23 protein-coding genes and 1 pseudogene are annotated in these 22,254 nt (G+C 37.8%); 21 read left to right on the forward strand and 3 right to left on the reverse strand.

Annotated features, from left to right (window positions below):
* Positions 1 to 50 precede the first annotated feature (50 nt).
* Genes EJN90_RS07080 through EJN90_RS07095 form a run of 4 tightly spaced genes read left to right on the forward strand, consistent with a single transcriptional unit; the run spans position 51 to position 3,822 of the window.
* On the forward strand, positions 51 to 866 hold the full coding sequence (locus EJN90_RS07080) for a protein-ADP-ribose hydrolase (protein ID WP_126109806.1): 816 nt from the start codon (positions 51 to 53) through the stop codon (positions 864 to 866).
* Positions 854 to 1,738: an SIR2 family NAD-dependent protein deacylase gene (locus EJN90_RS07085; protein WP_126109807.1), complete on the forward strand. Its 885-nt coding sequence runs from the start codon at positions 854 to 856 to the stop codon at positions 1,736 to 1,738. Before EJN90_RS07080 ends, EJN90_RS07085 begins: the two co-directional genes overlap by 13 nt.
* A gap of 17 nt (positions 1,739 to 1,755) precedes the next feature.
* Positions 1,756 to 2,787: a lipoate--protein ligase gene (locus EJN90_RS07090; RefSeq protein ID WP_126109809.1), complete on the forward strand. Its 1,032-nt coding sequence runs from the start codon at positions 1,756 to 1,758 to the stop codon at positions 2,785 to 2,787.
* A 30-nt stretch (positions 2,788 to 2,817) separates the two neighbouring features.
* Positions 2,818 to 3,822, forward strand: a complete 1,005-nt coding sequence (locus EJN90_RS07095; protein ID WP_227872455.1) for an LLM class flavin-dependent oxidoreductase — start codon at positions 2,818 to 2,820, stop codon at positions 3,820 to 3,822.
* A 110-nt stretch (positions 3,823 to 3,932) separates the two neighbouring features.
* Here the strand turns inward: EJN90_RS07095 and EJN90_RS07100 are convergent, their stop codons facing one another.
* Both EJN90_RS07100 and EJN90_RS14020 read right to left on the reverse strand, forming a co-directional pair.
* A complete protein-coding gene (locus EJN90_RS07100; RefSeq protein ID WP_227872456.1) occupies positions 3,933 to 5,054 on the reverse strand; it encodes an aminotransferase class I/II-fold pyridoxal phosphate-dependent enzyme in 1,122 nt (373 codons plus the stop codon).
* A gap of 69 nt (positions 5,055 to 5,123) precedes the next feature.
* A complete protein-coding gene (locus tag EJN90_RS14020) occupies positions 5,124 to 5,267 on the reverse strand; it encodes a GntR family transcriptional regulator (protein ID WP_227872457.1) in 144 nt (47 codons plus the stop codon).
* Between the two features lie 190 nt (positions 5,268 to 5,457).
* On the opposite strand from EJN90_RS14020, the gene EJN90_RS07105 reads away from it, so the two are divergent.
* The 12 genes and pseudogenes from EJN90_RS07105 to EJN90_RS07160 all read left to right on the forward strand — a co-directional run bounded on the left by EJN90_RS07105 (position 5,458) and on the right by EJN90_RS07160 (position 16,969).
* Complete coding sequence (locus tag EJN90_RS07105; RefSeq protein WP_126112345.1) at positions 5,458 to 5,772, forward strand: PTS sugar transporter subunit IIB; 315 nt, start codon at positions 5,458 to 5,460, stop codon at positions 5,770 to 5,772.
* 25 nt (positions 5,773 to 5,797) lie between these two features.
* Positions 5,798 to 6,942: pseudogene (locus EJN90_RS07110) on the forward strand (PTS sugar transporter subunit IIC).
* A 28-nt stretch (positions 6,943 to 6,970) separates the two neighbouring features.
* On the forward strand, positions 6,971 to 7,390 hold the full coding sequence (locus EJN90_RS07115; RefSeq protein WP_164544028.1) for a DUF3284 domain-containing protein: 420 nt from the start codon (positions 6,971 to 6,973) through the stop codon (positions 7,388 to 7,390).
* 36 nt (positions 7,391 to 7,426) lie between these two features.
* Complete coding sequence (locus EJN90_RS07120) at positions 7,427 to 8,518, forward strand: DUF871 domain-containing protein (RefSeq protein WP_126109813.1); 1,092 nt, start codon at positions 7,427 to 7,429, stop codon at positions 8,516 to 8,518.
* Between the two features lie 167 nt (positions 8,519 to 8,685).
* Positions 8,686 to 9,462: an ABC transporter ATP-binding protein gene (locus EJN90_RS07125; RefSeq protein ID WP_126109815.1), complete on the forward strand. Its 777-nt coding sequence runs from the start codon at positions 8,686 to 8,688 to the stop codon at positions 9,460 to 9,462.
* Positions 9,452 to 11,593, forward strand: a complete 2,142-nt coding sequence (locus EJN90_RS07130) for an ABC transporter permease (protein WP_126109817.1) — start codon at positions 9,452 to 9,454, stop codon at positions 11,591 to 11,593. The genes EJN90_RS07125 and EJN90_RS07130 overlap by 11 nt, the downstream gene beginning before the upstream one ends.
* A 23-nt stretch (positions 11,594 to 11,616) precedes the next feature.
* Positions 11,617 to 12,291: a response regulator transcription factor gene (locus EJN90_RS07135; RefSeq protein ID WP_126109819.1), complete on the forward strand. Its 675-nt coding sequence runs from the start codon at positions 11,617 to 11,619 to the stop codon at positions 12,289 to 12,291.
* Positions 12,278 to 13,339 carry a sensor histidine kinase gene (locus EJN90_RS07140; protein ID WP_126109821.1) on the forward strand — a complete coding sequence of 354 codons (1,062 nt, stop codon included), beginning with the start codon at positions 12,278 to 12,280 and terminating at the stop codon, positions 13,337 to 13,339. Before EJN90_RS07135 ends, EJN90_RS07140 begins: the two co-directional genes overlap by 14 nt.
* Positions 13,340 to 13,397: 58 nt before the next feature.
* Complete coding sequence (locus tag EJN90_RS07145; protein WP_126109823.1) at positions 13,398 to 13,868, forward strand: glutathione peroxidase; 471 nt, start codon at positions 13,398 to 13,400, stop codon at positions 13,866 to 13,868.
* Positions 13,869 to 14,382: 514 nt separating this feature from the next.
* The gene (locus EJN90_RS07150) at positions 14,383 to 15,198 is read left to right on the forward strand and encodes a ZinT family metal-binding protein (protein WP_227872458.1); all 816 of its coding nucleotides are present in this window, start codon (positions 14,383 to 14,385) and stop codon (positions 15,196 to 15,198) included.
* A 54-nt stretch (positions 15,199 to 15,252) separates the two neighbouring features.
* The gene (locus EJN90_RS07155; RefSeq protein ID WP_126109827.1) at positions 15,253 to 15,714 is read left to right on the forward strand and encodes a hypothetical protein; all 462 of its coding nucleotides are present in this window, start codon (positions 15,253 to 15,255) and stop codon (positions 15,712 to 15,714) included.
* 34 nt (positions 15,715 to 15,748) lie between these two features.
* On the forward strand, positions 15,749 to 16,969 hold the full coding sequence (locus tag EJN90_RS07160; RefSeq protein ID WP_126109829.1) for a metal ABC transporter solute-binding protein, Zn/Mn family: 1,221 nt from the start codon (positions 15,749 to 15,751) through the stop codon (positions 16,967 to 16,969).
* Between the two features lie 62 nt (positions 16,970 to 17,031).
* Here EJN90_RS07160 and EJN90_RS07165 read toward each other — a convergent pair whose 3' ends face one another.
* Complete coding sequence (locus tag EJN90_RS07165; protein WP_126109831.1) at positions 17,032 to 17,667, reverse strand: pentapeptide repeat-containing protein; 636 nt, start codon at positions 17,665 to 17,667, stop codon at positions 17,032 to 17,034.
* A gap of 138 nt (positions 17,668 to 17,805) precedes the next feature.
* On the opposite strand from EJN90_RS07165, the gene EJN90_RS07170 reads away from it, so the two are divergent.
* The 5 genes from EJN90_RS07170 to EJN90_RS07190 all read left to right on the forward strand — a co-directional run bounded on the left by EJN90_RS07170 (position 17,806) and on the right by EJN90_RS07190 (position 22,253).
* The gene (locus EJN90_RS07170) at positions 17,806 to 18,534 is read left to right on the forward strand and encodes a DUF2087 domain-containing protein (protein ID WP_126109833.1); all 729 of its coding nucleotides are present in this window, start codon (positions 17,806 to 17,808) and stop codon (positions 18,532 to 18,534) included.
* Between the two features lie 21 nt (positions 18,535 to 18,555).
* On the forward strand, positions 18,556 to 18,903 hold the full coding sequence (locus EJN90_RS07175) for a DUF6176 family protein (protein ID WP_126109835.1): 348 nt from the start codon (positions 18,556 to 18,558) through the stop codon (positions 18,901 to 18,903).
* Between the two features lie 117 nt (positions 18,904 to 19,020).
* On the forward strand, positions 19,021 to 19,773 hold the full coding sequence (locus EJN90_RS07180) for a metalloregulator ArsR/SmtB family transcription factor (RefSeq protein WP_126109837.1): 753 nt from the start codon (positions 19,021 to 19,023) through the stop codon (positions 19,771 to 19,773).
* Positions 19,774 to 19,982: 209 nt separating this feature from the next.
* Complete coding sequence (locus tag EJN90_RS07185) at positions 19,983 to 20,471, forward strand: GNAT family N-acetyltransferase (RefSeq protein WP_227872459.1); 489 nt, start codon at positions 19,983 to 19,985, stop codon at positions 20,469 to 20,471.
* A 66-nt stretch (positions 20,472 to 20,537) separates the two neighbouring features.
* Positions 20,538 to 22,253: an ABC transporter ATP-binding protein gene (locus tag EJN90_RS07190; RefSeq protein WP_126109839.1), complete on the forward strand. Its 1,716-nt coding sequence runs from the start codon at positions 20,538 to 20,540 to the stop codon at positions 22,251 to 22,253.
* Position 22,254: the final 1 nt, after the last annotated feature.

Raw genomic sequence — 22,254 nt, forward strand, 5'->3', positions numbered from 1 at the left:
ACAAGATGATAAAATAGGTCTATTTTTGATTTTATAAGAAGGAGCAAAAAATGAACCAAGAGACAAGGTTGGATTACCTGATTGAATATTTATTGAATGAGAACCCAAACGTAAAAAATCTGTGGATTCACGATAAATCAGCTTCTGTAGAAGAAAAAACGGCATTGTTTCGAGCTTTGTGTAATGTTCGAAAGCCTGAGCTAGTTTCCGAAGAGTTTTTGAAAATTCAAGATGCCTTTTTGACAGAATGGAACAATGAAAGAAAAAATATTTCTTTGAGTGATTTAGAAAATGTTCAGCCGCAGCTCTATTTGTGGCAAGGGGATATTACAAGGCTTGCGGTAGATGCGATTGTGAATGCTGCCAACAGTGAATTATTGGGCTGCACTCAAGCAAACCATGATTGCATTGACAACCTTATTCATACCCGAGCAGGTGTGCAGTTGCGCTTGGATTGTGATGAAATGATGAAAAAGCAAGGGCGCAAAGAAGCAGTGGGGAAAGCGAAGCTGACAGAAGCATACAATTTACCATCGAAGTATGTAATTCATACAGTTGGACCTTATATTGATGAACGCGGGATAACAGCTTTAAAAGAGCAATTATTGTCGTCATCCTATTATTCTTGTCTTGCGTTGGCAGATAAACAAGAAATTCATACGATTGCATTTTGCTGCATTTCAACAGGTGAATTTAACTTTCCAAACCGACAAGCAGCAGAAATTGCGATTCAAACAGTAAAAGAATATTTTCAAAATACTCAATCGACATTGAATGTCATCTTTAACGTGTTTAAAGATGAGGACTTACAAATCTACCAGAGGTTATTAAAGCAAAAGAATAGGGGATTGCTATGCAGCAACTAAAAAATCAGTGGCAAACACTATCAGCGGAATCAAGTTTTTCACAAGCCGATTTATTAAATGGATTGATCACAGAAGCAGAAGCCATTGTAATCGGGATTGGAGCAGGGATGTCTGCAGCAACCGGCTTCACCTATGTTGGTAGCCGGTTTACAGAGGCATTTCCTGATTTTATCGCCAAGTATCGGTTTTTTGATATGTTACAAGCGAGCTTGTTTGATTTTGAAGATGAACAAGAATATTGGGCTTTTCAAAGTCGTTTCAGTTTATTGAATTTCTTTGATCAGCCAGTTGGTCAAGCATATGTTGATTTGCGTAATACATTAAACGATAAAAATTATCATGTAATTACAACGAATGCTGATAATGCATTTTATGCTTCGGAATTTGATATGAATAAAGTGTTCCGTATTCAAGGAGAATATGGCTTGTGGCAATGTTCCGAACATTGTCACCAACAAACTTACCATGACGAAGCCTTGATTCGCCAAATGGCTGCAGAACAAACGAATATGAAGGTAGCTGAAAACCTAGTGCCGCATTGTCCAAAGTGCGGAGCTCCGCTGGAAGTGAATAAGCGTAACGAAGAAAAGGGAATGGTGGAAGACAGTCATTTCCATGAACAAAAGGAACAATATGAAGAGTTCCTGGAAGAAAATAAAAATAAAAAAGTTCTCTTCTTAGAAATTGGGGTCGGGCATACTACACCGCAATTTATCAAACAGCCTTTCCAAAAGATGACTGAAGAAAATCCGCAAGCTTTGTTTGTGACCATGAATCAAAAGGATTATTTTATTCCCCATGAAATTCGACCGCAGACAATTCGGATTTCTGAAGATATCGCGGAAGTATTGCATACAATAGCGAATAAGTAACGGAGGTAGGTAGACGAATGTACTTAATTGAGTCGAAACGAAATGGGGAATGGATTTACAATCCAGGTCTGGCAATGGCTTTACAAGAATATGTAAAAGATCATGTTTTCTTAGATGATGATGTTTTATTTCCATATATGATGCAACCAGCTGTTCAAATTGGTAAGTTCCAAAACGCCTATGAGGAAGTCAATCAACCTTACATGGAAGAGCACGATATCAAGATTGTTCGCCGCGAAACGGGCGGAGGAGCGATTTATCTTGATGACCGGAACATGAGTTTCTGCTTTTTGTTTGATGGGAGCACTGATATTTATGGCAATTACGCTCGCTTGTATGAGCCTGCCATTCATGCACTGGAAAAATTAGGTGTAAAGCAATTAGAACAAAAAGGCCGAAATGATTTGGTATTGGATGGCAAGAAAATATCAGGAGCCGCGATGACACTGCAGAAGGGCCGTGTTTATGCCGGTTATTCCCTGTTGTTGGATCCAAATTATGAAGCAATGGTTTCCGTTTTAAATCCAAATCAAAAGAAAATTGAGTCGCATGGGATTCAATCTGTCCGCAGCCGGGTAGGATCAATACGTCCTTATTTAGCAGCGGAACATCAAGAAATGACGGTCTGGGATTTTACTGACTATATGATTTGTGAATTACTTGGAATTGAGGATATCAGTCAAGCGAAACGATATGAATTAACACCGAAAGATTGGGCCGGAGTCGATAAAATTGCTTCTGAAAAATACAATAATTGGGACTGGAACTACGGTCGTTTTAAGAAGTTTGAGTACCGCTTAACAGATCGGTTTTCAATAGGAACAATCAGTATTGGCTTAACGATTGAACATGCAAAAATTGCGATGATACAAATTACAGGTGATTTCTTTGGCACAAAAGATATAAATGAGGTGGAATCTGCTTTATTGGGTATTCGTTTGAAAAAAGAAGAGCTGTTAGAGGCGCTAGATTCATTGGATTTAACTAGTTACTTTGGAAATCTGACAAAGGAAGAATTTGTAAGCTTTGTTCTGAGTGAAAAAGTGTAGCTGCAGGAGTTAGAAAGAAGGGTAAATTTGGTGAAACTTGGAATTTTGGATTATGCTCAAATTGATGAAGGAAGTAATGCACAGACTGCCTTAAAAAATACAGTTGAGCTTGCTCAACTAGCAGAATCTCTTGGTTATGAGCGTTTCTGGATGGCAGAGCATCACAATGTTCCTGCTTTTGCCAGCAGTTCTCCCGAGCTAGTCATGATGCGCTTGGCAGATGCGACCGAACGAATCCGCATCGGATCAGGCGGAGTGATGATTCCGCATTACAGTCCTTATAAGGTCGCTGAAAACTTCCGCGTCCTTGAGGCGTTTCATCCGGGGCGGATCGATTTAGGTATGGGGAATACAGTCGGTACGGCTCTTGTGAACCGTACCTTGAATGAAAATAAGAAAAGCAAACTCAATTATGAGCAGAGCGTGATTGATTTAAAGAAGTATTTGAGTGATGAAGAGGATGCAGAGCACCGTTTTGCCGCTATTACAGCAAATCCAGTCATCTCCACTATTCCACAAATGTGGGTATTGTCAACAAGTGTCCGAAATGCAAAAATGGCCGCGAAACAAGGAGTCGGTTATACATTTGGTCTTTTTCCAATTGCTGGGATTGATAAGCTGAATATTGGAATCCAGGCTGCGAAAATATATCGAGAAGAATTTAAACCGTCTGCCTTTATGCTAGAACCAAAAGTATCCGTTGCTCCGTTTGTTGTCGTTGCTGAAACGAATAAGCTGGCAAAAGAATATGCAGAAGCGTTGGACTTTTGGTTATTAGGTACAGACAATTTTGGACAGTTACGAGAATTTCCCTCTGTTGAAACGGCCAGAAGTTATGCATATAGTGAAAAAGAAAAAGCAATCATTCAAGCAAATCGAACCCGGATGGTTATTGGTGATGTCCAAAATGTTCGTAGACAATTAAATGAATTGATCGATCAATTCAAAGCGGATGAAGTTTTGTTAGTGCCGCTTATGCCAGGCTTAGAGGCTCGTAAAAAAGCAATTGAATTATTGGCAGAAGTATTTATTTAGTAAAGCACGGCCTTACAGAAATATTCTGTAGACCGTGTTTTTTGCATTTTTAGAAAAAGTGGAATTTGATAACGAAAAAATCGACTTCCAAAGGAAATTAGCTTTACAAATTATTCTGCGTACAGACTTTCCGCAAGTTCTCTTAAGATCGGATAGGTTTTATGGATATCCTCTGCTGATATTTTCGCTAATGATACTCGCACCGAATTATCGAAATGTTCTTCATGATAGAAACTTTCCAAATTCGATCGGATGTAAATGTTCCGTTGTTCCAGTTCTCTTATATAGCAATCAACTGATATTTTCGGATGTAACTTTATGCTTGCATAATAACCATGATAACCGCTGTAGGATAAAATAGAGGCTGGCCAGTATTTTGTATATTTTTGTAAAGCAGAGATTTTGTCTTGTAAGTCACGTTTGAGTAAGTTTTTACTTATTTCAAGAGAGTTGTTGCTTAAAAGAACTGCCAACATGGTTTGAGAAATAAGTGGTGGTGTATAATATCCAAATTTCATAAGATCATCTACTTTATCGATATAAATTTGCCGTAGTTCAGCGGGCATGATTGTAAAACCGATACAAAGATAAGGTAGAATTTTTGTGAAACTGCCTAAAAAGATACAATGGTCGCCGCCAGATAGATAATGCAGCGGTTCATAGTTTCGAATATGAAATGTATCCATGAAATAATCGTCCTCGGCTAAGTAAACATCATACTCTTGGGCCAAGGCGATTATTTTTTTGCGTTGCTGGTAAGAAAGGGAGGTCCCTAGTGGATTATGATTGCGTGGAACTAGATAGAAGAATTTAATTTCTTGTGTTTGAAAAATTTCCTCCAATTCCTTCAAATCGAATCCCTCAATCGTACGTTGAATCGTAAAAACTTTTGATTCTGTATGACTTTTGAATAAATCCACTATAAAAGCGTAACTTGGTTCTTCAATTAAAATGTTTTTTCGTTGATTTGGGAAAGACATTTCACATAAAGCATGAACAACGCCTTGGATTCCCATGGTCAAATGAATGCGGTTTGCTTGTGCATAAATATAAGAATCTTTGAGACAATCGCTTAATAATTGAGTAACTGATGAAACTCCTTTGTAGCCGATATCTAACGATTCGAAATGATATTCATCCAAAGCAAGGCTCTGTTTCGCATAGGACAGTGGAAAAGAGCCAACCATGGGATTACCTGACTCCATATGAAAGGAATCATTTGTTGTTTCCATAGCTGGAGCCACTGCAACATAGTAGCCGCTTTTATGTTTAACATAAATAAAATTCCGATCCAGCAAATGTTAGTAGGCTCGAATGACGGTTCCTCGACTGCACTCATATTTTCTGGCTTGCTCAATAATAGAGGGAAGCTTATCACCAGTTTTGTACTGTGCAACTTGGATAAGTTCTTCGATATCTTGAGCAATACGTTCGTACTTTTTCATGGATTTATTCCTTTCACAATAATAATCGTCAATTTTTATTAACTTTAGTGTACCTAATTTCCTCATAAAAAGCTATTATCTGTACTAGTCTAGATTGAGTTTGATGATATTGTATCTGCTGAATGAATGGCTTAATATGAAGATAAGAAAGCGCAAACAAAAAGTCATCGAAGAAAAGGATGGAAGAAAAATGAAGACGATTATGTTAGTTTATTCGGCAGGAATGAGCACCAGTTTGTTGGTTTCAAAAATGAAAGCTGCAGCAGATGAAAAAGGAGTGGAGGCAGATATTTTTGCTATTTCCAGTTCAGAAGCAACGGAATTATTAAATAAAAAATCAACCGATGTTCTATTGTTAGGTCCTCAAGTTCGCTTTATGAAAGCTCAGTTTGAAAAAGAGACAGCAAGTAAGAATATACCAGTAGAAGTAATTGACATGCGTGATTATGGATTAATTGATGGGTTAAAAGTATTGAACACTGCTTTAGAATTGATAGGTGAATAAAAATAGATATAAGAGGATTAATAAAATGGATGGATTAGTTAATTGGTTAGAGCGTTACATTTTACCTACTGCATCAAGAATAGGGAATGAAAAACATTTAGTAGCGGTACGTGACTCTTTTATTACGATGATGCCAGTGACAATGGCGGGAGCAATTGCTGTTTTGCTAAATGCCTTCTTAAGAGATTTTCCCACACAATATTTAGGCGGACCAGAAAACTGGATCACCACCACTTTTACACCGGTCATTACTGTTAATGGTTTAGTTTGGACAGGAACAATCGCTGTGATGTCACTGATATTTGCAGCCTCTCTCGGCTACCATTTATCAAAAGCTTATCAAGTGAATGAGACAGGTGGTATGTTCATTTCACTTGCCGCTTTATAATGGGCGTTCCTCAAACGGCCAACACAAGTCTTGTTCTATCAGGAGAGTTACCAGAAGCAGCTTCCACAATGATTACAGATGCTGGTGGTCTAGTTTCTACAGTGGATGGCGTAACTACCATTGGATCAAGTGGTTGGGGTTACTTCTCTTTTAGTCAATATTTTGGTGGTACCGGCCTTTTCGCAGCTATGATTTTTGGCTTTATTTCCGTATTAATTTATGCTTTCTTAATGAAAAAGAATATTATCATCAAGTTACCAGATTCTGTTCCTCCAGCAATTTTGAAAGCGTTTTCAAATATCATCCCTGGGACACTTGCATTGTATGCCTGCGGAATTATCTATTCAGTTTTTGAGAATGTTTTTGGACAAAGCTTGATAGACTGGATTTCTGAATCCATTCAAGCACCACTTCTCAACTTGTCGCAAGGATATGCAGCAGTAATTCTCATTACTTTACTAGTGCATGTTCTCTGGGTGTTTGGTTTACATGGAACGAACATTATGGGAGCGGTATTACAGTCGGTTTACGGAGTAGCGATGACAACTAATTCAAATGCATTTCAAAGCGGCCTGGAAGTTCCTTATAAATGGGTGGCAGGTGTCCTCTGGGTAATGCCTCCTGTATTGAGCGGATTTTTAGCAACAGCAGGTGACTGGCGAGCAATTATCCTGTCACTGATTAACTTAGCAGTAGGTATTTTGATTTGGGCTCCGTTTGTTATTGGAGCGAACAGAACAGAAATAAAATCAGAAACAGAAGTAGAGGTAGCAGTTGAATAATTTGTAGAATGAAAGTTGGTGAATAGTAGTGGAATTTAAACAAACAGTGCGTGTTCCAGTAGCACATTTATATAAAGTACTGATTCAATCAGCTGCATATGATATTCAACAACATTCAAGTCAGGAAATAGATGATACTGAGTTAAAAGGAATAACTTATGAAAAATCATTTAATCAGAGTGCTTCAGCTGAAATAACGATTACCGATCAAATAGCGAATCGCTCGTATGGATTTCAGACAGTGACTCCTAAAAGGACGTTTCATACTTTGTACCAACTAGAAGAAATGAATGATAAATGCCGTGTCGTCTATCAAGAAGAATTAACAAGTGAACGGAAAATCCAACAAATAAATGATTTAGTAATGAGCTGGTTTATGCAGCGATCGAAAAAGAAACGCTTGTCATTACTGTTTCATGCAATTGAAAAAGAATACCAAGAACAGTAATATAAGATAAACAATGACAAGCAAAAGGAGTTAGCAATGAAGAGAGAAATTGGTATTTCCATTTACCCAGATCAAAGTGATCCGGAAGAGGATAAAAAATATTTAAAAAAAGCAGCATCACTAGGATTTCAACGCTTGTTTATAAGTATGTTGGAAGTGAGCGAAGGAAAAGAAGCAGTTAAAAAGAAATTCCAGCAGATTATTCAGTATAGCAGTGACCTTGGCTTTGAAGTTATTTTAGATGTGGCTCCAAATATCTTTAGTGACCTAGAAGTGTCCTACGATGATCTATCCTTTTTTCATGAATTAGGTGCCCATGGAATTCGCTTGGATGTAGGTTTTGATGGATTCAAAGAGTCATTGTTAACGTATAATGAGTACGGATTGACAATTGAATTGAACATGAGTAATAATGTGGCCTATCTTGATAATATCTTGAGTTACCAAGCTAATCGGTCTGCTTTGTATGGCTGCCATAACTTTTACCCGCAAGTCGGTACTGCATTGCCCTATGACTTTTTCATGGAGTGCAGCAAGCGATTCAAGCAACAAGGTCTGCGAACAGCAGCTTTTGTAACCAGCGGGACAGGTCATCAAGGTCCTTGGGATGTGAATGATGGTTTGCCTACACTTGAAATGCATCGACGCTTACCAATTGTAACGCAAGTAAAGCATCTATTTGCAACCAATCTTATTGACACGGTAATTATTGGAAATGCCTATGCTTCTGAAGAAGAACTTGAAGCAGTAGCAGCAATTAATCGCATCCAAGTAGAGTTTGATTTCGAGTATATGGAGGAAGCTACGCCACTTGAGAAGGCAATCCTTGAAGAAGAACAGCATTATCGTCGAGGCGACATTACTGATGAAATGATACGCTCCACTCAAGTACGGGTGAAGTACGCTGATCAATCAAATCCGCCAAGAGAGCATGAGGGCGAGTTCCAACGAGGTGACATCGTTTTAGGAAATGAACAGTTTGGTAAATATCAAAATGAATTACAAATTGTCCTCAAACCCCATAAAGATTTACGTAAAAATCTTGTTGGCCGTATTAAAGAGCAAGAATTGATGTTATTGGATTACATTCAGCCTTGGAGCAAGTTCAGGCTGAAAAACACTAAATAAAAAATTTGTTAAAAAGTCGGTCCCAATTAAGATTGGGGTCGGCTTTTTAGCTGGATAGATGACATTTCTCTTTTCGTATACAGAAACCTTACAAAATCTGTAAGTGTTTTTTAAAGCGGAAGTATCGTAAAGTAACAGTAAGAAAACATTACGAGGGAGACTGGATCATGGAGAATAAACTACTAGAAGTAATTGAATTGCAAAAAGTTTATGGAAAAAAGGAAAGTCCGACAAACGCTTTGGACGGAATTAGTTTTGATGTATTGCCCGGGGAATTTCTAGGGATTATGGGACCGAGCGGATCAGGAAAGACGACTTTGTTAAATTGTATCGCCACGATTATTAAACCGACTGCTGGACAAGTGTTGCTTTCGGGAGAGAATATCAGCGCTTTTAACAGCAAAGACTTGGCCCAATATAGGGGAAGTCGTATTGGATATTTATTTCAAGATTTTGAGTTATTGGATAACTTGACGGGAAAAGAGAATATTATCTTGCCGATTTCGATTCATGGAATCAATAGTCAAGAGGCTGACAAAAGGTTGAATGAGCTTTCTGAATATTTTGAAATTACCAATGTTTTACAGAAATTTCCTTCACAAATGTCCGGAGGTCAGAAACAAAGAGTTGCGGCAGCAAGATGCCTGATTGCAAATCCTGATATTATATTAGCTGATGAGCCAACCGGTGCGCTGGATACTCGTTCAGCTCGGACGTTGATGGAGAAGCTAAAAGGAATGAATCAAAAAGACGAACGAACCGTATTAATGGTGACCCATGATGCAAATGCCGCCAGTTTTTGTTCCCGAATTTTGTTTATTCAGGATGGAATCATCTTTCATGAATTACGTCGTCAAACCAATGATGAATCACAAGATGAGTTTTATGACCGAATTTTACAGGTAATGGCGCAATTAGGAGGAGGGAGCGCGAATGTTCTTTAATCTTGTATATCGAAATGCTCAACGGAGTCGAAAAGAAAATCTCATTTATTTTTTTACACTCGTGACAGCGGTTGCCTCTTTCTACATTATTCTTTCGCTTGAAAAGCAGGATGTAGTCTTGTACTTAAAAGAATTTGAAAGTGATGCAATCAACCGATTGCTTGGGTTGATGCCGCTTTTGTATGTTTTTGCACTTTTTTTGTTATTCTTTTTAGTCTTGTTTGCCAATCGCTATCAATTGGAGCGAAGGAGTAAGGAATTCGGTGTGTATTTATTATTGGGAATGCAGCAGAAAAGATTGTTTTGGCTATTGATGATGGAGGGGGTTCTGACTTCTTTATTTGCTTTGTTTATGGGGATTGTAACTGGCGGCTTATTAGCAGAAATTATCAGCTTGACTACATCTAGGCTGATTGGTCAAGGTATCATAGGTCATCAAATTAGTTTTTCCTTTCAAGCAGTGTTATACACTGCCGTTGGTTTTTTGGTGATTCAAATAGCAGCACTATTTATTTTAGGAAATAAACTATTTAAAGAAGAGCTTCATTCCTTGTTGTATGGCGGAGTGGAAGCAATACAGCAAATGGGTAACGCAGGTGGAAATTGGCTGATGCTGCTCTCGGGGTCTGTCTCTTTAGGAGTCGCATACTGGATTGTCTTAATTTACTTTAAATTGTTCCATTTAATGATGCTCCTGCTTGCAGTGGTTTTAGGGATTATCGGAACAATTTTAGTCATTCGAGGAGTAGCTAGGCTATTGAACGCAATGGCACTTCGGACGAAAAAGAATGAAACAAAAGGACTGTATGTTTTTACAATCCGTCAACTTCAAGAAACCATCGCGAATCGATCTACCTCTGTTGCGATTGCATCCATTTTATTAATGTTAGCAATGTTAATGCTGGCGAATGGTTCTTCCATCATTCTCAGTTCGAGCGAAGATTTGGAAAATGATCAGCAAGTATATGATTTTACAGTTCTCGGGGAAAACGATGAAGTCGAAGCCTTCCTTACTTCTGATGTAATGGTACCTTATGTAGAAAATTTAAATCCCTTAGCAATGGGGTATTTAAAGACAATCGAAGATATTGAAGAAGGGCCTGTGGATTGGTCGAAGTTACGTGCTCAAATTGTTTCTGCTTTGCCAGAAGACGTTGAAGATCCCGGAAATACCGGAAGTACTTCTATGAGCGGCGATTATCCAGAAGCGTTAAATTTATTAGGAGCACTGGATTATCGTTTAGATCATCCCTATACGATCCCTCTTTCTGCTTATAATCGCTTATTGGGAGCAGCTGGTGAAGAAAAAGCGATGATGAACGAGGATGAAGTGTCTCTCTACTTAAACACGAGATTCATGACAACTGATCAAGATGGAAAATTGCCTGTTTTAGAAAGTATCATTGATAAGGCTCGCTTCGACGAAGAGCCACTTATTCAAATAAATGATAAGGCCTATCAGCTTACGCCATTGTTGCCAATGAAGGGACTCGTTACAGACCGAAGTATTACGATTACAGCTGCTTTGATTATTCCGGATGCTCTTTTTGAAGAGCTTGTTGACCCAGTTAATCAAGAAACTTACTGGAATTTCACAATTCCTGATGTACTGGTGGAGAAAGAAGGGTTGATGGCTCCCATGAAAGAAGCGAGCGATTTGATTAGTACGACAAGTTTCCAATTTGAGAGTTATTTGCAAAATTTCGGCAGGCAACTATTTTATGTTGTTGCCGGAAGTTATACCTTATTGTATCTTGGCTTTTTATTTCTCGTGATTGGTTGTACAGTACTTGCCTTGCAATTCTTAACGCAGATGAGTCAGACAAGAAAAAGATATCAGACTCTTACTTATTTAGGAGCTGGCAGAGAACAAATGAAAGCATCCATTCGCAAACAAGTTAGCTGGTATTTTTTATTTCCATTGATTCCAGCATGCATCAGTGGCATAGTTGGAATAAGAGCTATGCAACTTTTCCTTGTTCCCTACATTAGTAATCCCGGAGTATTCATTCCCTTTGTTCTGGCAATGGTGATGGTATTTTTATTCATTTTACTTGTGTATGCTTTCGCAGTCTATCGAACAGCGGTTGGAGAAATGGATCAGTTACGTTGGAAACCAACTGGAGAATAAACAAACAGAAAGCAGGTGTTGGAATGAAACGGGTTGTCATTGTAGAAGATGATAGATGGCTGCGAGAAGAGTTGATTCATTTACTGGAAAAGGCTGATTATGCTCCTTTTCCAGTAACGGATTTCTCTGATAATATCGTTCGCACAATTGTTTCGCTAGCGCCTGACCTCGTTTTGTTAGATATTAATTTGCCGGGCCAATCTGGATTTGAAATTTGTAAAAAATTAAAAGCAAAAAGTACATTGCCTATTTTAGTACTCACCTCGCGCGATCGTTTATCGGATGAACTTCACGCTTTGAATTTAGGTGCGGATGATTATTTAACAAAACCATTTCACAAGGAAAAATTATTAGCCCGTGTTCGGAATCTTTTACGAAGATTTCAAGAAAGTCCCAAATTTTTGGATGGTGGAACTTTTAAAATGGATCCAAATACCTTTACAATTTTCACCAATCAAGAATCCATTGTTCTATCGCAAAAGGAAGGTCTATTGTTGCTAACGCTGTTGCAGCACAGTCCAAACAGTGTAAGCAAAGAACTGCTATGCCAGGTATTATGGGGAACAACGGACTACATAGACGAGAATGCACTCCAGGTAAACGTGACACGTTTACGAAAATCATTGCGAAAGATCGGATTGGCATCTTCATTGGAGACAGTTAGGGGAGAAGGGTATCGGCTAAATGAAAAAAATTAGAAAAATTTGGTTTCAGATTCAAGATTCAAAGCAATGGCTGCTGGTAATCTTACTAATGGAGTTTATTTTTATTTTTTTAGCATGGCTTGCTTATCCAGAAGAATTTTGGACATTATTGGGCTTGATGCTTCTCCTTTCAATAGCAGCAGCCATTGTTCCATTATTATTTTTGATTCTAAGGGAGCAGAGGATTGAAACTTCTTTTCAAGAATTTCTGACTCAACCGGACCAGGAGCATGAAGAGCGACTATGTCAATTTATTCCGAAGACGAATCGGCCTTATATACGAAAAATAGGATTATTATTAAGAGAGAACCAAGATGAACTCAATAATCAGTTGATACAATTAAAGGATTATCAGACATACATCGAAGAGTGGGTTCATGAAATAAAAAAACCGTTGTCTGTTTTGACTTTGGTTTTGGACAATCGTGAAGAGGAAATGTCTCCATTAGTGAAGCAAAGAATGCTGCATGTAAAAAATGAAATTCACGATGACGTTGAGAAAATTCTGTATTTCGCAAGGTTAGATGCCGTTCATAAAGACTATCTCTTTCGTCCAGTGGATTTGTGGGATGTTTGTCGGGAAGCGGTAAATGAGCAGCGACCTCTTTTGGAAGAATTTTCCTTTGAGATTGATTTTATTGGGAATACTAAAGAAGTGATATCGGATCAAAGAAATTTACTTTTTATTCTCAGTCAAATCATTAGTAACAGTGTGAAATATACGGGAAAAACGAAACAAAAGCCTTCGATTCAATTTCAGCTCGAAGAAAAGAAAGAATCTGATCAAATTGTATTGAAAATACAAGATAATGGACCAGGAGTAGCTCCCGAAGATTTGCCTTTTATTTTTGACAAAGGCTTTACCGGGGCGAAAACTGATTATGGTAGGAGAGCGACAGGAATGGGCTTATACTTAGTAAAAAGAGTGGGGAACGAGTTGGCGATTGATCTAGCAGCAGAATCAAGAGAAGAGGGATTGAGCATTTCTATTGTTTTTCCGAGAGTTTCCTCTCACTCAAAGAAACAAAATACTACCTTTTAGCTCGTATGAGTGATATAAGTAGAGTACAACTTGCTAGCTAAAAATGGAGGTTAGTCAAATGAATATTTACGATGTAGAAGTTGCTCTAGAAAACGGCGAAACGTATAAATTAGACAAATACAAAGGCAAGACATTGTTAATCGTTAATACAGCCACAAAATGTGGATTGGCGCCCCAATTCGATGAATTTCAAGCTTTATATGATAAATACAAGGATCGTGATTTTGTTATTCTGGGTTTCCCATCTAATCAATTCAAGCAAGAAATTGATTCCGCAAGTGAAGCAGCGGAATCTTGTCGTTTAACATACGGTGTCACCTTCCCCATGCATGAAATTATTCAAGTAAATGGTAAGGAAGCTCATCCGCTTTTCAAATTATTGACAGGAGAAACAAAAGGGATTGCCGGGAAAGCAGTTAAATGGAACTTTACAAAATTTTTAGTAGATAAAAATGGTGAAATCATTAAACGCTTCGCTCCCACTGCAGCACCTCTTTCATTTGAGGACGAAATCGAAAAATATCTATAAAAATAAGAAAAAAGCGTACTGTTCATTTATGAGCAGTACGCTTTTTCTATCACTAGTGTTAATGTCTAACGGTCCAAGTTTATCTCTCAGAAATTAGATAGATCGTACCAAAGTAGAGTAGAAACTGTAAAACGATTTTCTTCTCTGCTCAATTCACTGCTACTCTTAGAAATTTTTTTAGTACAAGGCGATTCAATAGGCATTGTTCTTCAAGTCAACTTTCCTTTTCCTTATGACTAACTCCTTTACGAAACAAAAAGATTAAAAAATTTCTTGACAGAACAAATAAAAATCGGTAATCTTATAAAACGTAATTATTACGATTTAAGAAAAGGAAGAAGGGGAATGGATGAATCGGTTAGTGAAATGGACCAGCAGTCTTTCAATATGTTTATTGTTGGCTGCTTGTCAATAAGGAGAAACTCAAAAATCTGGAAGTGCTGTTCAGCAAGAATCATCTGAACAAGCAATTCGTTCTGACAATTCTGTATATGGAAACATCAAGATTAATGGATTGGCGGATCATTATCACACGGGAGATGAAATCGAATTGTCAGTGTCTGTGGATAGTAAGATCGATAATGCTGACTGGAGTTGGTACACGAGAGAGAGTGATGAGAATGAGTGGAAAGCAGTCAATGGATTACAGACAGAAATTTTTTCTAGAGAAGCCACGAGAGATGGTTTACAAATCAAAGCAGCATTAGTAGATGATAAAGGACAAGTTGTTGCTGAATCCGAACCTGTCCAGGCGACTATTGATGATCACCATGGAAACGATGAAGAAACTCGTCGAATTTATAATGGTTTCTTTTACAATACTGAAATAAAAGATCGCGAATTATCAGATTGGGAAGGCGACTGGCAGTCGGTTTATCCATATCTTTTATCAGGAGATCTAGACGAAGTATTTGAAGAAAAAGCTGCTCAAAGTGATTCGATGACGTTTGAAGAGTATAAGGAATATTATGCAGCAGGATATGAGACGAATGTAAATCGGATTACAATTGAAGACAATCGTTTTACTTTCTTTTATGAGGATGGACAAGAAAGTACGGCCGAATATGAGTATGATGGTTATGAAATTTTAGAATACGAAAAGGGAAATAGGGGTGTTCGATTTGTGTATTCACGAGTAGAAGAATCGGAAGAGATGCCTCAATACATCCAATTTAGTGATCATTTAATCGCTCCTAAAGAATCTAGCCACTATCATCTTTATTGGGAAAATGATCGTAATGAACTATTGAGTGAAGTGATGAATTGGCCAACCTATTATCCAAATGATTTAGATATAGAAGGAATTATCAGAGATATGCTTGCTCACTAAACGAATTGTGCAGGGCTGTTAACTACGACAATTACTAGAAAAGGAAGATGAATCATGAAAATAAATCTAATCAAACAATTAAGTATTTTATCATTGGGGTTCTTTTTGGTAGCTTGCCAAAGTACTCAGACGGATAGTGGGGAAAGTAATCCTGAAATTGCAGCAGAAGAATCAAGCAGTTCGGAGCTTGACCACGATTCACATGACCATGACAACGAAGGTAACGAAGAAGCTCCAGAAACCATCGAGATTGAGGGAGTAGAAGACCATTACCATACAGGTGGATTAATTGAACTTGTGGCTGTCATGGACGAAGAAGTAGAACATGATCATTGGCATTGGTTTATCCGAAAAGATGAATCGAGTGAATGGGAAACAGTAGCTGATCAGAGCACGAGTGAATTTGTTTATGAAGCTCCTGGAGAAAGTTTTGAAGTAAGAGCTATTTTATATAGTGACGATCATGAAGCCTACGCTCAATCAGCAGCTGTAGAAGTGATTGTTGATAATCATTAAAAATATCGTTTGAGATTTTTTCAAGGAGAATAAGATGAAAAAAAAGAGAATATTTTCCTCGCTGCTGTCACTACTTGCCATTTTTTTCTTAGGGGCATGTCAGGTAAAAGATGCGGAAGAACCGGAAGAAAAAATGACAGTTATCACTTCGTTCTTTCCAGTTTACGACTTCACAAAAGAAATAGCAGGAGACCAAGCGGATGTTACAATGATGATTGATGGTGGAATGGACCCGCATAGTTATGAGCCCAGTGCACAAGACATCGCAAAACTTACTCATGCAGATCTGTTTGTTTACACCAGCGAGGTAATGGAATACTGGGTATCAGGCGTTTTAAATTCCATTGATAATGAAGAGTTAATCGTTGCTCGGACAGGGGATGCTTTAGAAAATGAAGATCACTATGAACAGTCTCCCGTTGAAAGCTCTGAAGGAGAAACCGTAAATTCTGTATCTGATGTAGAAGTAACTGCGAACTTAATTGGCGTGGCCGGACATTATCACACTGGGGATGTAGTAACGTTACGCGTTCAGTTTAAAGGTGCCGATCATTGGCAATGGTTTGTAAAAGCAGTGAACAGGGAGTGGGAATTGGTTGCCGATTTAACAGAAGACCGTTTTGAGTATGAAACAACAGGACAAGATTTCTATGTACAGGCAGTAGCTCTAGATGGTAACGGAAACGAGCTTGCTCAGTCGGAAGCAGCGCTCATCCACATTGACGACCATGAAGAACAAGATCCTCATATATGGTTGGACCCTGTTTTGGCACAAGAACAAGTGAGAATTATACGAGATGCTTTGATTGAAGCAGACCCTGAAGGAGAAGCAGAGTATCAGGAGAATGCAGAAGAATTTATTGCGTCACTGCAAGAACTCCATAAGGAATATGAAGCAGCTTTTGCTGAAGCAGAGAATCGGACCTTTATTGTACAACATCAAGCTTTTGGTTATATTGCGAGCAGATATAATTTAAATCAAATTGCTATTGGAGGGCTGTCTGCAGAAGTAGAGCCAAGTCCATCCCGAATTGCAGAAATAACGCAACTCGTTAAGGAATATGCTGTTCCTGTTATTTATTATCAACAAGGAGCAAATTCTTCCATCGCTCAGACTGTTGCAAATGAAACCAATACGGAAGTAGCCGTGTTACATGATTTAGAAACGGTTTCTAGGGAATTGCAATCAGAAGGGTTCGGATATATAGAGGCGATGCATGAAAATTTAGAATCCTTAAAGTTAAGTATCCATTAATTGCCTAATCATATAGAAGGAGTGGTTTCTCGATTAAAGGGAAGCCGCTCCTTCTATTTTTCTTAATCAACAATCAGCAAACCCATCAAGGTGGACAGCTGAACAGCTTGTTCTCTGGAAACTTTACATCCTTTTAAATCAGAGAGAGTGACGGAAAGAGAATCGAAAGTTGAAGAGCTGAGATCGATCCCCTTTAAAGGCGTTTGTTCAAAGCTTCCGCCATCAAGAGAGCATTTCTCAAAAGTAAGCTGCTTTAATTTGCAGTCATAAAAGTCTGTTCCTTCCAAGGAACATTCGTTGAAGATGACTTTTTCAAGTTTGCTGGAACCGAATGTGGCTAAGTTTAAAATCGAATGATTAAATCGAACATTTCCAAGACTAGATTCTGGGAAGTTCGCTCCAAGCAGCTTACAATTCTCAAATTCGACCCTATGAATAGAAGATTGAGTCATATTCACATTGGAAAAATCACAGTTAATAAATCGAACATCTGTTATATCACTATTACTGAAGTCAGTATTAGTGAACTTACAATTTTGAATATTTGCATTATAAATTTGTACTCTTCCAATCGCTTCATTCACAAATTCTGATCCGATAATTTCACAATCTTCTAGAACAAAATCTTCTTCATCGAAAACATCCTGGAAATTTTTCTCCGTTAATACTCCTGAAATTTTAGGACTGTTAATTTTCATTTCATACCTTCTTTCAATCAATCGTTGTTAATAACGATTAGTATAGCATAAAAAACAACTAATATTCCAAAAGGGTTATTGTAAACGAATGAACGATATGTTTAAATATAAGTAAACATATGCAAAGAAGGTGCCGAAATGAATGATAAGGATGCAACCGTTGAAGAGCTGATACAAGGATACCAATTATCAAACCTAGAATACTGTTGTTTATTCTGCGATGAAAAATATCATGATGAGGAAATTTATCCATATGAGGAGAAATTTTTAACCGCAAAAGGAATGGTGAGACAACATATTTTAGCTGTTCACCAGTCTCCTTTCCATGCTTTGACGCAACTGGATAAAAAAATAACCGGTCTTTCAGAAGTGCAGCTGGAAATGATGCAACATTTCTATGAAGAAACCCCAGACCAAGAAATCGTGAATAACAGCAGCGTAAATAGTGTTTCTACGGTAAGGCAGCATCGATTCCGATTAAGGGAAAAAGAAAGACAAGCAAAACTTTTCTTAGCGCTGATGCAATTAATTAAAAATTCTGATAAATATATGATTCACAAAGGAGCGAGGCAAGTGGACGAACGATATGGAATTGAAGAAAGCGAACGCGAGAAAACGCTGAAGACTTATTTCAAATATGGATTGAATGGAACCATTGATACGATACCGCGGAAAGAAAAGAAAAAAATTATTATTTTACAACATATAATTAGCCGATTTGATTCAAAAAAAGAATATAGCGAAAAAGAAGTAAATGAAATTTTGAAGAATGTTCATACGGATTATGTTTCTTTACGACGTTATCTGGTTGAATACGGCTTTATGAAAAGAAACGATGATGGTACAGCTTATCGAGTAAATCAATAGAGATGGGTGAGAAGAAAATAAATGAAGGTAGAATTAACGAGATATCGCGTAAAAGAAGGGAAATCGAAAAAAGTCGATGAATGGCTCGCTTTTTTAAATGATAATATGACTGATGTATTAGTGACTCTTGAAGGGGAGAAAATGTATGTCGAAACGATTTTTCGAGAAAAAATAGCTGGAGCAGAGTATCTTTATTGGTACTCTGTGTATGGTGAAGGTGGCACCATTGTGGAGGAATCTACGCATTGGATCGATGTGAAACATCTAGAGTATTGGACTGAGTGTATAGATGAAACATATGGCTCAGTTGATTTGGAAACGAAAGTCTTAATGATTCCAGAAAAAATAAGATCTCATATGATTTTCTAGCGGTAATGGATTATAAATAATTGATAAGACACTAAAAGGTGTCTTATAATGAAGGTGAATAGGACACCTTTTAGTGTCTTGTTGGGTTAGGTCTAGAGAGAATGTGATGGTGAGAAAATGGAAGCAGAAAGAGATGTTTTTACAGCCATTGCGGATGTCAATCGTCGGAAGATTCTTCGCTTATTAGCAGATGTGGATGAAATGCCGCTGCATGAGTTGACCGCTCATTTTGAAATGGGACGTACTGCAGTTTCGAAACATTTAGCGATTTTAAAAGAAGCGAAACTTGTCACTAGCAGAAAAGTCGGTAGGGAAACAAGGTATCAGTTGAATCCTAAGCCATTAAGAGAAGTACGTAATTGGGTATCTTTCTACGAAGATTTCTGGCAAGGAAGATTAGCTCAATTAGCAGTTCTATTGGAAAAACAAAAAATGTCTACCCTGGAGGGGAAAATAATGAATGCAGATGTCATACTAGATTTTCAATACACAAGTTCCATTGAACAAGTATGGAAAGCACTAACTGAGTCAGATATTCTGGAACAGTGGATTTTGGCAAACGACTTTAAGCCGGTTGTGGGGCATACATTCCAATTTAAATCTGAACCAAACGAATATTGGGACGGGATTATTGATGGAGAAGTATTGGAAGTAGATGAGCCGCACAAATTATCTTATATTTGGGCAAGCGCTGGAGAAACAACAACTGTCGTTTGGACATTAACAGAAGTCTCGGAAGGGAAGACAGATTTACATTTTGAGATGACTGGATTTAGTGAAGAAACAAAAGCAACTCCAGGAGCAATCGATGGAGCTGTTTATAGCTGGACTGAGTTTGCTAAAAAACTTAAAACCGTATTGGAAAAATAAGCTGATTAATAGATTAAATGAATCGATTTTTCTGCTTACGAAAGATTACTCCTGAAAGGCAAAGGAAATATGTCTTTTAGGAGTTTTTTCTTCTATAAGATGAAAATTATGTTTATAGTATTGATATAAATGGAAGAATGATATAGAGAAGGAGGTAGAATGTCATAGATTACCGAAAAATTATTAAAGATACTGCATCAGATATTCGTTTGGCGAATGAACCCTTTGAGCTGTTTGGGAGAATGAATGTCAGCCGTATCAAGAATAAATGGTTGCAGGATGTTGAGCTGTTCGATCAAGCTGAATCAATGACCTTTCCAGAAGAAAATTACCAATTTGAAGAGATAAATAAAAGAGGGTTTGCGATCGGTGCATATGAGAATGACACTTGTATAGGGCTGGCTATTTATGAGAATAATTGGAACAAATACTTATTTTTATATGATTTGAAAGTGAATCGAGAATATCGAAAAAATGGAATCGCAAGTGCACTGATTACAGAAGGACAAAAATTCGCGAAGGAATTAGGTTACCAAGGAATTTATACAATCGGACAGGATAACAATTTAGCAGCGTGCAAGTTTTATTTGAAACAAGGCTTTGTCATAGGCGGCCTGAATACGCATGACTACAATCATACGCAACAAGAAGGCAAAGCAGATATATACTTTTATTTAGAAGATGAAAGCAGAGACTGAGTCGTTCATTGATTCAGTCTTTTTTTAAGCTATAATAAGTAGAAGTACAGTAAAGGAAGTGAATCAATGGTACGATTATTGCGATATGCGAAAAAATATAGACGCCAAGTTATCTTGGGTCCTGTCTTTAAATTTTTAGAAGCGGTTTTTGAATTGATTTTGCCCTTATTGATGGCAAAGCTAATTGATGAAGGAATTGTGCAAGGAAATATTACGAAAGTTTGGCAAATGGCTGGATTAATGATCTTGATGTCAGCAATAGGCGCTATATGCGCGCTTATTTGTCAATATTTTGCTTCGATTGCTTCTCAAGGGTTTGGTACGGAGTTACGCAATCAATTGATGAAAAAAATCAATACACTTTCGCACGACGATTTAAATATGTTTGGTACAGATACATTAATTACTCGTATGACGAATGACATTAATCAGTTGCAATTGGCTTTAGCAATGTTAATTCGTCTAGTAGTTCGAGCACCATTTTTAAGTATCGGTGCAGTGTTGATGGCATTTATTATCGATGTGCAACTAGGTTTTCTTTATTTACTTTTATTACCGATTTTTTGTATCGTCCTATATTTAATTATTCGTTATACGGTACCTTTGTATAAAAAAGTGCAACAAAGATTAGACAATTTGAACGAACTGGTTACTCAAAATTTAAGCGGGGTTCGAGTGATTCGTGCTTTTGCAAGAACGAAAAGCGACACCAAACATTTTGAAAAAAATACGGATGATTTAGCGCGTGTAAATGAAAAAGTGGCGAATGTTTCAGCTTTACTCTCCCCTAGTACAACGCTTATTATGAATTTGGGTGTGCTAGCTCTGTTATATTTAGGTGGATATTCCGTAAATGATGGATCTTTGCAACAGGGACAAGTTTTGGCACTTATTAATTATATGAATCAAATGCTATTAGCCTTAATTGTTGTTTCGAACTTAGTGATTATTTTTACCCGTGCTGCTGCTTCGGCACAACGGGTGAACGAAGTGCTGGATACCACGCCAAGTTTAGTTTCTCCTGTAAAAGGAAAAGTCAGTGGCCAAACGGCTTCTCCATTAGTTGAATTTTCAAATGTGGATTTCCGATACAGTAAAGAAGCTGGATTGTCTCTAAAAAACATTGACTTTTCCGTTTCTGACAAGGCAATGATTGGAATAACCGGCCCTACCGGAAGCGGGAAGTCTACCATGACCCAGTTGATTCCTCGTTTTTATGATGTAAGTGGGGGAAGTGTCCGTTTTCTTGGCTTGGATGTCCAAGAATGGGATTTAGTAGAGTTGCGCGAAAAAATTGCGATGGTTCCACAAACGGCCGTTCTGTTTAGCGGAACAATACGTGAAAACTTACAGTGGGGAAAAAGGGATGCAACTGATGCAGAATGTTGGCAGGCATTAGAAACTGCTCAAGCTCTTGATTTTGTGAAAAGTCTTCCTGAACAATTGAATTCCCTTGTAATGGAAAATGGAAAGAATTTTTCAGGTGGTCAGCGCCAGCGGTTAACGATTGCTAGGGCGTTAATTGCCAAGCCGAAATTGTTGATACTGGATGATTCTTTATCTGCCTTGGATTATCAAACAGACTTGAATTTGCGGGAAGCTTTAAAACGAGATTTAGATTGTACGGTAATGATTATTTCGCAGAGAATTCGGTCATTACAAAAAGCAGAAGAAATTCTGTTAATGGATAGTGGGCGACTAGTAGCTAAAGGAACTCATGAAGAGCTACTGGAAAAATCAACTGCCTATCAAGAATTAGTTGCATCACAGGAGGAGAATTAGT

The organism is Jeotgalibaca ciconiae, assembly GCF_003955755.1.
GTDB lineage: Bacteria > Bacillota > Bacilli > Lactobacillales > Aerococcaceae > Jeotgalibaca > Jeotgalibaca ciconiae.

Coding starts and splice junctions, on each gene's coding strand:
- EJN90_RS07080 (WP_126109806.1), top strand. CDS start 51: ATGAACCAAGAGACAAGGTTGGATTACCTGATTGAATATTTATTGAAT.
- EJN90_RS07085 (WP_126109807.1), top strand. CDS start 854: ATGCAGCAACTAAAAAATCAGTGGCAAACACTATCAGCGGAATCAAGT.
- EJN90_RS07090 (WP_126109809.1), top strand. CDS start 1,756: ATGTACTTAATTGAGTCGAAACGAAATGGGGAATGGATTTACAATCCA.
- EJN90_RS07100 (WP_227872456.1), bottom strand. CDS start 5,054: ATGGAAACAACAAATGATTCCTTTCATATGGAGTCAGGTAATCCCATG.
- EJN90_RS14020 (WP_227872457.1), bottom strand. CDS start 5,267: ATGAAAAAGTACGAACGTATTGCTCAAGATATCGAAGAACTTATCCAA.
- EJN90_RS07105 (WP_126112345.1), top strand. CDS start 5,458: ATGAAGACGATTATGTTAGTTTATTCGGCAGGAATGAGCACCAGTTTG.
- EJN90_RS07120 (WP_126109813.1), top strand. CDS start 7,427: ATGAAGAGAGAAATTGGTATTTCCATTTACCCAGATCAAAGTGATCCG.
- EJN90_RS07125 (WP_126109815.1), top strand. CDS start 8,686: ATGGAGAATAAACTACTAGAAGTAATTGAATTGCAAAAAGTTTATGGA.
- EJN90_RS07130 (WP_126109817.1), top strand. CDS start 9,452: ATGTTCTTTAATCTTGTATATCGAAATGCTCAACGGAGTCGAAAAGAA.
- EJN90_RS07135 (WP_126109819.1), top strand. CDS start 11,617: ATGAAACGGGTTGTCATTGTAGAAGATGATAGATGGCTGCGAGAAGAG.
- EJN90_RS07140 (WP_126109821.1), top strand. CDS start 12,278: ATGAAAAAAATTAGAAAAATTTGGTTTCAGATTCAAGATTCAAAGCAA.
- EJN90_RS07145 (WP_126109823.1), top strand. CDS start 13,398: ATGAATATTTACGATGTAGAAGTTGCTCTAGAAAACGGCGAAACGTAT.
- EJN90_RS07155 (WP_126109827.1), top strand. CDS start 15,253: ATGAAAATAAATCTAATCAAACAATTAAGTATTTTATCATTGGGGTTC.
- EJN90_RS07160 (WP_126109829.1), top strand. CDS start 15,749: ATGAAAAAAAAGAGAATATTTTCCTCGCTGCTGTCACTACTTGCCATT.
- EJN90_RS07165 (WP_126109831.1), bottom strand. CDS start 17,667: ATGAAAATTAACAGTCCTAAAATTTCAGGAGTATTAACGGAGAAAAAT.
- EJN90_RS07170 (WP_126109833.1), top strand. CDS start 17,806: ATGAATGATAAGGATGCAACCGTTGAAGAGCTGATACAAGGATACCAA.
- EJN90_RS07175 (WP_126109835.1), top strand. CDS start 18,556: ATGAAGGTAGAATTAACGAGATATCGCGTAAAAGAAGGGAAATCGAAA.
- EJN90_RS07180 (WP_126109837.1), top strand. CDS start 19,021: ATGGAAGCAGAAAGAGATGTTTTTACAGCCATTGCGGATGTCAATCGT.
- EJN90_RS07190 (WP_126109839.1), top strand. CDS start 20,538: ATGGTACGATTATTGCGATATGCGAAAAAATATAGACGCCAAGTTATC.